The 11,961-nt window shown below is 65.2% G+C and carries 16 protein-coding genes; 11 read left to right on the top strand and 5 right to left on the bottom strand.

The features are described from left to right. Window positions 1–4: 4 nt before the first annotated feature. The 5 genes from V5A19_RS04750 to V5A19_RS04730 all read right to left on the bottom strand — a co-directional run bounded on the left by V5A19_RS04750 (window position 5) and on the right by V5A19_RS04730 (window position 2,689). The gene (locus tag V5A19_RS04750; protein WP_332327722.1) at window positions 5–487 is read right to left on the bottom strand and encodes a hypothetical protein; all 483 of its coding nucleotides are present in this window, start codon (window positions 485–487) and stop codon (window positions 5–7) included. A 128-nt stretch (window positions 488–615) separates the two neighbouring features. Then, the gene (locus V5A19_RS04745; protein WP_332318098.1) at window positions 616–1,095 is read right to left on the bottom strand and encodes a BCAM0308 family protein; all 480 of its coding nucleotides are present in this window, start codon (window positions 1,093–1,095) and stop codon (window positions 616–618) included. A 165-nt stretch (window positions 1,096–1,260) separates the two neighbouring features. After that, entirely contained in the window at window positions 1,261–1,527 is a 267-nt protein-coding gene (locus tag V5A19_RS04740) for a hypothetical protein (RefSeq protein ID WP_332318097.1), read from the bottom strand. Window positions 1,528–1,529: 2 nt separating this feature from the next. After that, the gene (locus V5A19_RS04735) at window positions 1,530–1,763 is read right to left on the bottom strand and encodes a hypothetical protein (RefSeq protein ID WP_332318096.1); all 234 of its coding nucleotides are present in this window, start codon (window positions 1,761–1,763) and stop codon (window positions 1,530–1,532) included. 125 nt (window positions 1,764–1,888) lie between these two features. Continuing rightward, entirely contained in the window at window positions 1,889–2,689 is an 801-nt protein-coding gene (locus V5A19_RS04730) for an inositol monophosphatase family protein (protein ID WP_332327721.1), read from the bottom strand. A 132-nt stretch (window positions 2,690–2,821) separates the two neighbouring features. On the opposite strand from V5A19_RS04730, the gene V5A19_RS04725 reads away from it, so the two are divergent. The 11 genes from V5A19_RS04725 to pilW all read left to right on the top strand — a co-directional run bounded on the left by V5A19_RS04725 (window position 2,822) and on the right by pilW (window position 11,940). Then, the gene (locus V5A19_RS04725; RefSeq protein ID WP_332318094.1) at window positions 2,822–3,616 is read left to right on the top strand and encodes an RNA methyltransferase; all 795 of its coding nucleotides are present in this window, start codon (window positions 2,822–2,824) and stop codon (window positions 3,614–3,616) included. 70 nt (window positions 3,617–3,686) lie between these two features. Further along, window positions 3,687–4,433 carry a serine O-acetyltransferase gene (gene cysE / locus V5A19_RS04720; protein ID WP_332318093.1) on the top strand — a complete coding sequence of 249 codons (747 nt, stop codon included), beginning with the start codon at window positions 3,687–3,689 and terminating at the stop codon, window positions 4,431–4,433. A gap of 103 nt (window positions 4,434–4,536) precedes the next feature. Further along, window positions 4,537–5,007, top strand: coding sequence for an Rrf2 family transcriptional regulator (locus V5A19_RS04715; protein ID WP_332318092.1), 471 nt, complete (start codon window positions 4,537–4,539; stop codon window positions 5,005–5,007). Window positions 5,008–5,015: 8 nt separating this feature from the next. Continuing rightward, a complete protein-coding gene (locus V5A19_RS04710) occupies window positions 5,016–6,176 on the top strand; it encodes a cysteine desulfurase family protein (RefSeq protein WP_332318091.1) in 1,161 nt (386 codons plus the stop codon). 161 nt (window positions 6,177–6,337) lie between these two features. After that, entirely contained in the window at window positions 6,338–6,679 is a 342-nt protein-coding gene (gene sufA / locus V5A19_RS04705; protein ID WP_332318090.1) for a Fe-S cluster assembly scaffold SufA, read from the top strand. A gap of 49 nt (window positions 6,680–6,728) precedes the next feature. Then, on the top strand, window positions 6,729–6,935 hold the full coding sequence (gene iscX, locus V5A19_RS04700) for a Fe-S cluster assembly protein IscX (RefSeq protein WP_332318089.1): 207 nt from the start codon (window positions 6,729–6,731) through the stop codon (window positions 6,933–6,935). Between the two features lie 16 nt (window positions 6,936–6,951). Next, entirely contained in the window at window positions 6,952–8,028 is a 1,077-nt protein-coding gene (mnmA, locus tag V5A19_RS04695) for a tRNA 2-thiouridine(34) synthase MnmA (RefSeq protein WP_332318146.1), read from the top strand. After that, complete coding sequence (mtaB, locus tag V5A19_RS04690; RefSeq protein WP_332318088.1) at window positions 8,025–9,461, top strand: tRNA (N(6)-L-threonylcarbamoyladenosine(37)-C(2))-methylthiotransferase MtaB; 1,437 nt, start codon at window positions 8,025–8,027, stop codon at window positions 9,459–9,461. The genes mnmA and mtaB overlap by 4 nt, the downstream gene beginning before the upstream one ends. A 120-nt stretch (window positions 9,462–9,581) precedes the next feature. Further along, on the top strand, window positions 9,582–10,010 hold the full coding sequence (gene ndk, locus V5A19_RS04685) for a nucleoside-diphosphate kinase (protein ID WP_332318087.1): 429 nt from the start codon (window positions 9,582–9,584) through the stop codon (window positions 10,008–10,010). After that, window positions 10,007–11,152: a 23S rRNA (adenine(2503)-C(2))-methyltransferase RlmN gene (rlmN, locus tag V5A19_RS04680; protein WP_332318086.1), complete on the top strand. Its 1,146-nt coding sequence runs from the start codon at window positions 10,007–10,009 to the stop codon at window positions 11,150–11,152. Before ndk ends, rlmN begins: the two co-directional genes overlap by 4 nt. Beyond that, window positions 11,149–11,940 carry a type IV pilus biogenesis/stability protein PilW gene (pilW, locus tag V5A19_RS04675; RefSeq protein ID WP_332318085.1) on the top strand — a complete coding sequence of 264 codons (792 nt, stop codon included), beginning with the start codon at window positions 11,149–11,151 and terminating at the stop codon, window positions 11,938–11,940. The genes rlmN and pilW overlap by 4 nt, the downstream gene beginning before the upstream one ends. Window positions 11,941–11,961 lie beyond the last annotated feature (21 nt).

Here is an 11,961-nt window from a genome sequence, read left to right as displayed (position 1 = left end):
CGGCCTACCAGTTGTAGCCCATCGACAGGGACAGCTCGATTATGCCGTCGTCCTGTCGGACTTTGTCGTCCAAGGAGCCGATGTATTTGAGCTCCAGGGAGAAAGCGGTGTAGCGCGAGCCGCCGTTGATGATGCCCATGCCGGCCTCCCAAAAGCCCCCAGTGGCTTCGCCATTGCCGCCACCGGCCAGGTCGCCTTTGGCAGTTACCTGGCCGCCGCCGGCGAGTAGGTAGGGGACATTGCCGCGGGCATTGGGTGGCAGGCGGTAATAAAGGTCTACCCCGAGCCGGTCCAAGGTTAGTTGGTTGCGAAAGGCCTCCGACTCGGTCCGATAGGTCCCCGAGACGTCGAGCTTGTGGCGCATCCAGCTGACACCGACCCCCAAGGGCAGGCCGCCACTAAAGTAGCGAACGGTTGCCCCATATCCCCACTTGTTGTCGTCCAGCTCGCTGGGCTGACCCACCCAGAAGCCGTAGCTGCCCACCACAGCGGTGTGGAAAATGCTTCCCGGTCCAGAGCCGCTGGTATCGTTCTGAGCTTGCTGAGCAACCGCTATTGATGGCAATCCCGTCAGGGAGAGGGCGACTAGCCCTGTGGCGATTGAAACAGCTCGTCTCATTGGTCACGAGACCAGTGGGCTCGGACGTACTTTTCGTCGCCGGGATAATGGAGGTCGAGCTCCCCCTTGTAGGCCTTGTTCACGGCCTCGCCCATGCGCCGGGCGATGTGCTCGTAGGTGGTGCGAATGACCACGCTTCCGTCGTCCTCGTTGCGCCATTCCAGGATGCGCTCCAAGGGCCGCTCCCGGGTTTCACGATCGGCGGTGTTCTCCAGCAGGTTGCGGATATCTTCCCAGTGGGTCCGGAGGAAGCCGCCCTCCAGGATGACCATACCCCCCTCGTAGTTCTCTTGGATGCGCAGGCAGGCCGGGCAGGTAATGTTGCCGGCGTCTTTGGGGGGATGCTTCACCCATTCGAAGATGCCGTCCTGGAAAACCACCCCGCATTCCTGGCAGACGGAGGGCTCGGGGTACTTCTCCCGGACGAAATAGGGATCATGGCGGTATTCCTGGACCAAGCGGTCGCGTCGTTCCATAGGCGTTCTCCTCGGTGTTGGCGGCTTTGCGCACCGTTGGCTGCGACAGGTATCGGCGGCAGGGGATACTCTACCTTAGGGAGTCGGTGAGGGCATCCCGGGCGTGGGGACCGAACAAAAAGAGCCCGGAACGGGGCCCCGGGCTCCAAAAACACCTAGCATGGGCTACATGCCCACTACCTCCTGTCGGGCCAGGGTTACATCCTCGGGCTTTGCCCTACGGATGCGTTGCAGGCCCTGGGTGTATTCCAGGCGGTAGTTTTCGGGGAACTGGTAAGGTTCGACCCCGGCCTCCTCGAGGGCCTCGATGAGGTCATCGGTCTCGCCCTCAAGCAGCGAGGTGTGACTGTTTAGCTCGCTTAGCAGGACGGCGGCCTCTTCCGGGTGGACGGCGATCTGGACTTGCTGCTTGTCCTTATACTCGATCCGCATGCTCAGTCCTCCACACTCGGCTGTTTCGGCGCGTCGGCCGTGAAGGCTTTAGGTGGCTGCCGGAAGTTGTCCCGCATGCTGTATTGGGCTTCCCGCAACAGGTAGCCCAGGTCCAGCAAGGTTCGCGACATCTTAGCTGCCTTGCCGATGATGGGATCGGCGACATCCTCGATCTCGTCCTTCGTGAAGGTCAGTATGTAATCGCCATGAGCTTCTTCGGAGCGTTCGACTTCCATGAGGGTCTCCCTTGTCGGTTGGTGGGTTCCGGATCCGGCCTTAGTGGGCGGTCGCGGCCGAGTACCGGTAGATTTGGTCCCACCCCAAATCTGGACTCCTGCGCTCGGGTTTTTCAAGGGCCCTGTCAGCGACGCAGGTCGGCGGGAACGCGGTTTTGGATTTCCTCGCCCATGGGCCGTTGGACGCGCGGGGGCGCGGCGAGGACATGGCCGGTGCCGAAGACATCGTCGCCGCCGTTGAAGTCGGTTACGATGCCGCCCGCCTCACGCACCAGCAGCATCCCGGCGGCCACGTCCCAGGGCTTGAGAAAAAACTCCCAATAGCCGTCATACCGCCCGCAGGCGACGTAGGCCAGATCCAGCGCAGCCGAGCCCCAGCGCCGAAGGCCGCTGGTGTGCTGGAGGTAGCTACGCATGAGGTCGATCTGGGGCTCCATCAGCTCCGGGCGCTTGAACGGGAAGCCAGTGGCAAGAACCGCCCCGTCCAGGCCCTTGCGCTCGCTTACCCGGATGCGGCGCTCGTTCAGCTGAGCCCCAGAGCCCCGGGAGGCGGAGAAGAGATCGTTCTTGACGGGGTCGTAGATGACCGCCTGGTCCAGCTTGCCGTCCACTTCCAGGGCGATGGAAACGGCGAAATGGGGCAGGCCCTGCAGAAAATTGGTGGTGCCATCCAGGGGATCGACAATCCAGCGGTAACGGCCACCCTCGTGATGGGTACCGCCTTCCTCGCCGACGATGGCGTGATCGGGATAGGCCTTGTGGAGGGCATCCACGATGGTGGCTTCGGCAGCCTGGTCCACCTCCGTGACGAAGTCGTGGCGGCCCTTATCGCTGACGGTGAACTCGTCGAGACGCTCGAGGGATCGTACGATCATGTCGCCGGAGGTACGGGCAGCGCGGATGGCGGTGTTCAGCATGGGATGCATGGTCGGTTCCCTGACTAGGCGGGGGAAAAACGATTTGATCAATGGAGAATGGGGGGTGCGACGGGCTGCTAACCCTACCCCCGGCCCGGAGGCAATGCAACGCTGCCCGGCGAACTTGTGGACGGGACGGACATGACCGATGATGCCCAAGGCACGGGGAATCCTGCCGTCGTACTGGTGGCCGCTCGCCATCCCGGGAACATCGGGGCCACGGCGCGGGCCATGAAGACCATGGGCCTGACCCGGCTGATGCTGGTAACCCCAGCGCATTTCCCGCACGCCGAGGCCAGCGCACGTGCCTCCGGCGCCAGCGATATTCTCGCCGGGGCCGAGGTGTTTCCCGATCTGGGCGCCGCCCTGGCCGATATTGATTGGGTGGTGGGAACCACCGCCCGCTCCCGAGAGATCAGTCTGCCCGTGCGCAGCCCCGATCAGGCGGCCCGTGAGCTGGCCGACCAGGCGGGTTCTGGGCGTCTGGGAGCGCTGGTATTCGGCCGCGAAAGCCACGGACTTCGCAATGACGAGCTGGACCGCTGCGATCGTCTGGTCCACATCCCCACCGCCCCCGATTACAGCAGCCTTAACCTGGCGCATGCGGTCCAGATCCTGGTCTACGAGGTCCACCGCGTCAGCGCCGCAGCAACACCTTCCCAAGGACCCCGGGAGGTTCCCGCCGGGGGCCGGGTGCTAGAGGACCTGTTCCGCCACTGGGAGCGTGTGGTCCAAGATGTGGCGTTCATGGACCCCCAAAACCCGGAACGAACCTTTCGTCGTTTCCGTCGTTTGATCCTCCGGGCTGCGCCCACCGAAGGCGAGGTCCGGTTCCTTCGCGGCTTTCTCAGCGCCATTGACAAGCGCATCCATGGCCCCCGCCACCGGTCCGCCACAGGCAAGCAGAAACCCGAGGAAGGCGGCGGGGAATCTTGACAGACCCACTCGGTCTTAGTAAAAACCCCAATGAGGAAGCAGGTATTTCCGTGACCATGGCGGTTCGAGCATGACCCAGGTCATAACCCGGTTTTTCCGGGACAATGTCGACATCGTTTTCGAGCGGGATCCGGCGGCCCGGACCCGATGGGAGGTGCTGACTACCTATCCGGGCGTCAACGCGGTGCTGGTCTACCGCCTGGCGCACGGTTTGTGGCGGCGGGGGTGGTGCTGGCTCGGCCGGTTGCTATCCCATCTTGGGCGCTGGCTGACCGGGGTGGAGATCCATCCCGCGGCCCACATAGGGCGGCGTTTCTTCATCGACCATGGCATGGGCGTGGTTATCGGGGAAACCGCCCGCGTCGGGGACGACGTCACCGTCTACCACGGCGTGACCCTAGGGGGTACCACCTGGGAGCACGGGCGACGCCATCCCGAGCTTGGCAGTGATGTTGTGGTCGGTGCCGGGGCCAAGATCTTGGGGCCCATCGAGGTGGGCAGTGGCAGCCGCATCGGCTCTAATGCCGTGGTCATTCGGGACGTGCCCCAAAATGCCGTGGTGGTAGGCGTCCCCGGTCGGGTGGTGGCCAAGGAGGGCCAGGGCACCGGCGAGGGGTTCGATCCCTACGGCCAGAAAGAGCGCATGCCGGATCCCGTGGCCAAGGCTGTGGAATGCCTGTCGGAGCACATCCACTCCGTGGAGCGGCGCCTGGAGCTGATGGAAGGCTCCGGTACCCAGGAGGCCTCCCGGGAGGCGGCTCCGGAAGGGCCGACTACCGAATGGAGCTGCCCCATTGGCCAGGAAGGGGAAGACTGAGAGGGGGCTGAGACGGCCACCGTCAACCCCAAGATGCGGTCACCCCGGGGCGATTGAGGCCCCGGCAACCAGTGGCAGGGCCTGGACCCTGGAGGAGTGAAAGTTGCGACTGACAACCAAGGGACGCTACGCCGTTACCGCCATGGTCGATTTGGCCCTGCACGGGCAGGACGGGCCGGTAGCCCTGGCGGACATCGCCGAACGCCAGATGATCTCGTTATCCTATCTTGAGCAGCTTTTCGGTCGTCTGCGGCGCGCGGGTTTGGTTGAGAGCGTGCGCGGTCCGGGTGGGGGGTATCTGCTGGCCCGACCTAGCAGCGAGACCACCGTCTCCGACATCATCCTGGCCGTAGACGAGCCCATAAGCGCTACCCAATGCGGTGGCAATGAGGGCAAGATGTGCAAGGGCACTGAGCACTGCCTGACCCACTGGCTGTGGATGCGGCTGGGCGATCACATCTATGATTTCCTGGCAGCCGTTACCCTGGATCAGCTGGTGGCCGAGAACTCGGGCCAGGCTTCTCAGGCGGAAACGGAAGCCAGCCCGGTCAAGGTTCAGGCAAGCGCTGACTAGGTACCGGCATGAGCCTTTATCTCGACCACAACGCCACCGTTCCGCCCCGCCCCGAGGTCCTGGAGGCCATGGCGGAAGTGGGCCGTAGCCGCTGGGGTAACCCGCAGTCGGTGCATGCCTGGGGCCGTCGTGCCCGGGCTGTGGTGGAGGATGCCCGCGAGCAGGTGGCGGACCTCGTCGGCTGCGAGGCCCGGCAGGTCACCTTTACCAGCGGCGCCACCGAGGCCAACAACACGGTGATCAAGGGGCGAGCCCGTTTTAGGGGCACCGGGACCGTTGTGGTTGGGGCCACCGAGCACGCCTCGGTGCGCCAGCCTGCCCGTTACCTGAGGCAGCACGGGGTTGCCGGTATTGAGATCCCCGCCGATGGCGAGGGTCGGATTACCCCCCAGGCCCTGGGCCGGTTCCTTCGGGCGAGTGACCCGGTGGCCATGGTTTCGATCATGTGGGCCAACAATGAGACGGGGACCGTGCAACCGGTCGCCGAACTGGCAGCGGTTTGTGCGGATCACGGGGTTCCCCTGCACAGCGATGCGGTGCAGGCGGCGGGCAAGCTGGCCCTGGATTTCCTCGAAAGCGGCGTTTCCGCCATTAGCCTGTCCGCCCACAAGATCGGTGGTCCACAGGGGGTGGGGGCGCTGATTCGGGACTCCGAAGCCCTACCTCTGGACCCGCTACTGCACGGGGGCGGCCACGAGCGCGACCGCCGTGCCGGCACCGAGAACGTCGCCGGGATCGCCGGTTTTGGCCGGGCCGCCGAGCTGGCCCGCGGTGAGCGTCATAGCTTTACCGACCATACCCGGGCCTTGCGTGACCGCCTGGAGGACCGACTTGCCCAGGGGAACCTGGCGATTGAGGTGGTAAGCACAGGCGCCGAGCGTCTGCCCAACACGAGCTGCCTGCTGATACCAGGAGTAGAGGCCGAGACCCTTCTGATGAACCTGGACCTCGAGGGGATCGCCGTTTCCAGCGGCTCGGCCTGCGCCAGCGGGGGCCTACGGCCCTCGGCGGTCCTGCAGGCCATGGGCTATTCGGACGAGCGGGCCCGCAGTGAGCTCAGGGTTAGTCTGGGACCGGACAACACCGCCGAGGATGTCGACCGTTTTGTCCAGTGCTTGACCGATACGGTGGAGCGATTGATGCGGCGGGGTGCAAAGGCGGGTCCGTAGCCCCTGGTCGGTTCCCGGTCACCGACCGGGAACCCTGGGCGGCACAAAGCTACCAACGAGGGGGAGGGGCTGCTTTTCCGGATCAAGCAATTGAAGCGACCACGGTGGCGCCCCCTCTCTTTTCCCATTCCAAATAACCAATCCGCCGGATGGAGGCAGCCATGGAAGCCACAACCACCGGTTTGACCATAACCGAGCGCGCAGCCGAACAGATCCGCCATTCCCTGGAAAAGCGCGGCGGTGGCGTAGGTATACGGGTCGGCGTCAAAAAAAGCGGTTGCTCGGGCTACATGTACAATCTTGAGTACGTGGATGAGCCCAGCGCCGGCGACCTGCTTTTTGAAGCCCACGGCGCCCCGGTCTACGTGGACCCGGATGTGATGGCCTTGGTCGACGGCACCGAGATGGACTACGTCTCCGAGGGGCTGCAGTCCATGTTCAAGTTCAACAACCCCAATGTAACCGCAGAGTGCGGGTGCGGCGAGAGCTTCAACGTCGACTGAGCGAGGCCGTCCGTAAGGGGCGGTGCTGGACAGCCAACGGGGGCCGGAAATGAAGTGGACCGACGTACAGGACATCGCGGTCGAGCTGGCGGAGACCAAGCGGGATGTGGATCCCCAGTACATAGATTACGACGATCTGCGGGAGTGGGTGATCCAGCTGGACGGTTTCGACGACGATCCCACCCGGGTGGATGAAAAGGAGCTGGAGGCCATCCAGCTGGCTTGGATCGACGAGGCGGCCCAGAACGAGGAATGAGGTAACCAGCGTGAGCATGAGCACCTCCCGGTCTCGGGTGGTGGTGGCCATGTCCGGCGGTGTGGACTCATCGGTAACGGCAGCCCTGCTCCAGGAGCAGGGCTTTGACGTTATCGGGGTCACCCTGCGGCTATGGGATGGACCCGCCACCGGCAAGGGCTGCTGCGGCGTGGACGACGCCAGCGACGCCCGGAGGGTGGCGGATCGCCTGCGTATTCCGTTTTATGCCCTGAATTACACCGAGGCCTTCCGGGAGAAGGTGGTCGACAACTTCGTCGATGAATACCTGGCCGGTCGTACGCCCAATCCCTGCGCCCGTTGCAACCAGTTCATCAAATTCGACCAGTTGCTGGAGCAGGCCCGCGATCTGGGCGCAGATTGTCTGGCCACCGGCCACTACGCGCGCATCGACCACGACGGCTTCCGGGCCCGGTTGCGGGCCGGCCGGGATCCCGGCAAGGACCAGTCCTATTTCCTGGCGGTTACACCGGCCGACCAGCTGGACGCCATACGCTTCCCCGTGGGCGGGTACGGCAAGGACGAGGTGCGCCGGCTGGCCGAACGCTACGGTCTGATCACTGCCAATAAGCCCGAGAGCCAGGACATCTGTTTCGTGGGCGGCTCGCCCGCCGAATTCATTGGCGCCCACGGCGCCGGCCCCGGGCTGGAGCCCGGCGAGATCGTGGACCGCAGCGGTCGGGTCATGGGCGAGCACAGGGGCGCCGCCTACTACACTGTGGGTCAGCGCCGCGGTCTGCACCTGGCGGTCGGCCGGCCCATGTACGTGGTGGAAGTGGACACGGCGGCCAACCGCGTGGTGGTCGGCGAGGCCGAAGAGGTCTTCCATACCCGCATGGAGGTGGCGGACCTGAACTGGTTTGCCGAGCCGCTGGCGCCGGAGGGCCGGGAGTTGGCGGTGAAGGTGCGCTACGCCGGCAAACCCGTTAAGGGCCGGGTGGAGCCCCTGGATGAGGGCCGGGCCCGGGTTTCCTTCGCCGAGCCGGTGCGGGCGGTGACCCCCGGCCAGGTGGCGGCCTTCTACGCCGCGGACGAGGTGCTCGGTGGCGGCTGGATCGAGGAGGCCGTGGCGTGACCGAGGCCGCTGATCAGTTTCGCCGATCAAGAAGGCAAGGCGGCGTCGCGTCAGCGGCTACCGCGGCGCTGACCTTCGTGCCGCCCCGGCAGCGGTCCGAATCCGAGGCCGCCAATGGCCGGGTGCGGCGGGTGGCGACCACCACCATGGGCTGCAAGGTTAATCAATTCGAGACGGAGGCCATCCGTCAGGCCCTGCAGGGTGCCGAATTCGAGCTTGTCCCCTTCGAAGCCGATGCCGACCTGTACCTGGTCAACACCTGCACGGTCACCAAGGAGGCCGATCGCCAGGCCCGCCAGCTCATCCGCCGCGCGCTGCGCCGCAACCCCGACGCCTTCATGGTGGTGGCCGGCTGCTACGCCCAGCGCGACCCCCAGGCCCTCGCCGAAATCCCCGGGGTGGATCTGGTCCTGGGCAACGGTGAGAAGGTTGACGTCCACGGCCTCATCCCCGATCTGGAAGCGGGCGAGCTCCCCCAGATGATGGTGGGCGAGCCCGGTGCGGCCAGTGCCGTCCCGGAGGGGCTTCTGGCCCCTTCCGAGTCCCGCACACGGGGCTTTCTCCAGGTCCAACAGGGCTGCGATCAGCACTGCACCTTCTGCGTTATCGCCTCGGTCCGGGGCGGCAACCGGTCGGTGCCGGTGCGCCACGTGGTGCGTCAGGTGGAGCGGTGGGCAGCTGCAGGGACCCGGGAGTTCGTCATCACTGGTGTCGACGTCGGCTCCTACGGCGCCGACCTGGAAGGCGGGCCCGACTTGGCCGGCCTGCTCGGCGCCATTTGTGAGCGCGAGGGCGACTTCCGTCTGCGGTTGTCCTCGCTGGATCCGAGCCACATCAGCGAGGAGCTGATCGAGCTGTTCCGAAACGAGCCGCGCCTGTGCCCGCATATCCACCTGTCCCTCCAGCACGGCGACGCCGGCGTCCTCAAGCAGATGAAGCGCCGCTACAGCCCCGATCTGGTGCGGGAGCGCATTGCCCGGCTGCGGGAAGCCGCTCCGGGCCTGGTGCTCTCCGCCGATGTACTGGTGGGCTTCCCCACCGAGACCGAGGCCGCCTTTCAGCGGGCGCTGGATCTTGTGGCCGAGCTGGAGATCGCCTATCCCCACGTATTCCCTTTCTCGCCCCGGCCCGGAACCCCCGGCGGCCGCATCCCAGAGGCCAAGCAGGTGGCCCCGGCGGAGCGCAAGGCGCGCGCCGCGCGCATGCGGGACCTTGGGGCGGACCTGCGGGAGCGGGTGTTGGGCCGCGCCAAGGCCACCCGGCATCAAGTCCTGGTGGAAGAGGGTCCGGGGCTCCGGCCCGGGTGGGTGCAGGGCCGGGGTGCCAACTATTTGCCTGTGCATCTGCCGGCAGATCTGGCGGATGTGGGAGAGATGGTCACGGTCACCCCGACCCGGATCGATGAGGGCTGCCTGCTGGTGGAGCGTGCCTAGGCCGGGGCTCCCGGCTCGCCGCATTGGCCAAACAGGGGCCCGATGGGGTAGGCTTGGCGCCTTCCAAATTGCCCTTAAACCCCGGTTTGACCGGGTGCAACGCTACTCAACGGAGACGGCATGGCAATCGAGCAGACCCTTTCCATCATTAAGCCCGACGCGGTTGGCAAGGACGCCATCGGGACCATCCTATCCCGCTTCGAGAGCAACGGCCTGCGCGTCAAGGCTATGAAGATGGTTCGGATGACGCGTGAGCAGGCCCAGGCCTTCTACGCGGTCCATGCCGACAAGCCCTTCTACAACGACCTGGTGGCGTTCATGATCTCCGGGCCGGTGGTGGTTGCCATCCTGGAAGGCGAGGACGCCATCGCCCGCAACCGGGAGCTGATGGGCGCCACCAATCCCCAGGAGGCCGAGCCGGGTACCATTCGCGCGGATTTCGCCACCACCATCGACGCCAACGCCGTGCACGGCTCGGACAGCCCCGAAACCGCCGTCACCGAAACGGCCTTCTTCTTCAACCGGCTGGAGATCTTCGACCGCGAATGAGCACCACCGAGGCCGTCACATCCCGCCGTACCTCCCGAGCGGCTACGGAGGGTCCCGCCGATCTGGTGGGGCTGGACCGCCCCGGCCTGGAGGCCTTCTTCGCCGACATCGGGGAGAAGCCCTTCCGGGCCAAGCAGGTCATGCAATGGCTCCACCAGCGGGGGGTGTCGGATTTCGAAACCATGACCGATCTGCCCAAGGCCCTGCGAACTAGGCTGGCCGAGGAGGTGGGGCTTACCGAGCCCCGGGTGCTTTCGGAACAGCGCTCCTTTGATGGCACCATCAAGTGGCTGCTGGGAATGGGGGACGGCAACGCCGTGGAGGCGGTGTTCATCCCCGAGGATGACCACCGCTCCGTTTCGCCGGACCAAAAAGACTTGGTGGGGGCGCCGAAGGGCGGCCACAGGGGTACCCTGTGCATCTCTTCCCAGGCCGGTTGCCCCCTGGATTGCAAGTTCTGCGCCACCGGCTACGGGGGCTTCCAGCGCAATCTGGCGCCGGCGGAGATCCTCGCCCAGGTCCGTCATGCCCGGGCCCGGGTCGGGGATCGGCTGACCAACGTGGTATTCATGGGCATGGGCGAGCCGCTGCTCAACTACGACGCCGTCCTCCACACCATCAATGTGATCATGGACGATCTGGCCTATGGTTTATCCCGTCGCCGGATTACTGTATCCACGGTGGGGGTTGTTCCCAAGATCGAGCGTCTCGGTCAGGACACGCCGGTCAATCTGGCCATCTCCCTGCATGCGGTCAGTGATCCGGTGCGGGACCGTATTGTTCCCATCAATCAGACCTATCCGCTGGAGCGGCTGCTCCAGGCTTGCCGGGACTATCCCTTGCCGCCTGGGCGGCGCATAACGTTCGAGTACGTCATGCTTGACGGTGTCAATGACTCCCCTCAGGAGGCCCATCAGTTGGCCCACCTGCTCAGGAATATCCCCGCCAAGGTTAATCTGATCCCATTCAATCCGTTTCCGCAGGCGGAGTTCGAGCGCTCTACCCCGTCGGCCATTGATCGTTTCCGGGCCATTCTCTTGGACCACGGCACTGTTGCTGTCACCCGAACGCCACGCGGCGAGGACATCGATGCGGCCTGCGGCCAGCTCCAGGGCCAGGTGGATCGGGAGGTTCGCGCATGATGCGCCCGCGGCAGGTGGGGGGTCTCCTGGCGCTTACCCTGGTCCTTCTGTGGGCGGCAGGCTGTGCCAGCAGCCCCGAGCGGGGGAGCCCTGATGAGGGTAAAAATCAGGCCCAGATCTACCTGGAGCTGGGGACTGCCCACCTGCGCCAAGGCAAGCCCCGCAAGGCCTTGGAAAAGCTCAAGGAGGCCAGGTCGCTCAAGGATGACGATCCCCGCATCCACAATGTAATGGGGTTGACCTATCAGCGGCTTGGCTTCGATCAAAAGGCCCAGCAGGCCTTTGAGCAGGCCCTCGGCCTTGATGCCAAGAACCCGCAGGTCCTCAACAACTTCGGTACCTTCCTGGCCCAGAATGGCTCCTACGAGCGGGCCCGCAAACAGTTCCGGAAGGCTCTGGAAGACCCCTTGTACAACCGGCCCGAAAACGCCTATTACAACCTGGCTTGGCTGGCCCGGCGGCAGGGTGAGGCGGATAAGGCCGAGGAGATGCTTCGGACCGCATTGGAACTGCGAGCCGAATACCCCCCCGCCCGGCTTGAGTTGGCTCGACTGCTTCGGGATCAGGGCCGCCCATCGCAGGCCCGTGACCAAGTAGCCCGGTTACTGGGCCGGAATCCGGAAAGCGTCTCGGGGCACTTGCTGGCAGGTGAGCTAGCCCTGGAGGCTGGTGAGGACCAGACGGCCCGCAAGCATCTCACCAAAGTGGCTGAGCTCGCCCCGGAAAGCCAGGCGGCGACCCGTGCTCAACGCATGATGGAGGAGCTGGCAGGCAGGCAGGGCTCATGAGACCGGGCGATCGCAACGAAA

This window comes from Thiohalorhabdus sp. (assembly GCF_036628635.1).
Classification (GTDB): domain Bacteria; phylum Pseudomonadota; class Gammaproteobacteria; order Thiohalorhabdales; family Thiohalorhabdaceae; genus Thiohalorhabdus.
Note: the sequence above shows the minus strand (reverse complement) of the source record. Positions and strands in the feature narration are given on the sequence as shown.

Bases quoted from the DNA above. Each gene is read 5' to 3' on its own strand.
- mnmA (WP_332318146.1), top strand. From the start codon at position 6,952: ATGAGCACCTCCCGGTCTCGGGTGGTGGTGGCCATGTCCGGCGGTGTG.
- V5A19_RS04745 (WP_332318098.1), bottom strand. From the start codon at position 1,095: ATGGAACGACGCGACCGCTTGGTCCAGGAATACCGCCATGATCCCTAT.
- pilW (WP_332318085.1), top strand. From the start codon at position 11,149: ATGATGCGCCCGCGGCAGGTGGGGGGTCTCCTGGCGCTTACCCTGGTC.
- V5A19_RS04735 (WP_332318096.1), bottom strand. From the start codon at position 1,763: ATGGAAGTCGAACGCTCCGAAGAAGCTCATGGCGATTACATACTGACC.
- sufA (WP_332318090.1), top strand. From the start codon at position 6,338: ATGGAAGCCACAACCACCGGTTTGACCATAACCGAGCGCGCAGCCGAA.
- V5A19_RS04740 (WP_332318097.1), bottom strand. From the start codon at position 1,527: ATGCGGATCGAGTATAAGGACAAGCAGCAAGTCCAGATCGCCGTCCAC.
- V5A19_RS04725 (WP_332318094.1), top strand. From the start codon at position 2,822: ATGACCGATGATGCCCAAGGCACGGGGAATCCTGCCGTCGTACTGGTG.
- iscX (WP_332318089.1), top strand. From the start codon at position 6,729: ATGAAGTGGACCGACGTACAGGACATCGCGGTCGAGCTGGCGGAGACC.
- V5A19_RS04710 (WP_332318091.1), top strand. From the start codon at position 5,016: ATGAGCCTTTATCTCGACCACAACGCCACCGTTCCGCCCCGCCCCGAG.
- ndk (WP_332318087.1), top strand. From the start codon at position 9,582: ATGGCAATCGAGCAGACCCTTTCCATCATTAAGCCCGACGCGGTTGGC.
- V5A19_RS04730 (WP_332327721.1), bottom strand. From the start codon at position 2,689: ATGCATCCCATGCTGAACACCGCCATCCGCGCTGCCCGTACCTCCGGC.
- rlmN (WP_332318086.1), top strand. From the start codon at position 10,007: ATGAGCACCACCGAGGCCGTCACATCCCGCCGTACCTCCCGAGCGGCT.
- cysE (WP_332318093.1), top strand. From the start codon at position 3,687: ATGACCCAGGTCATAACCCGGTTTTTCCGGGACAATGTCGACATCGTT.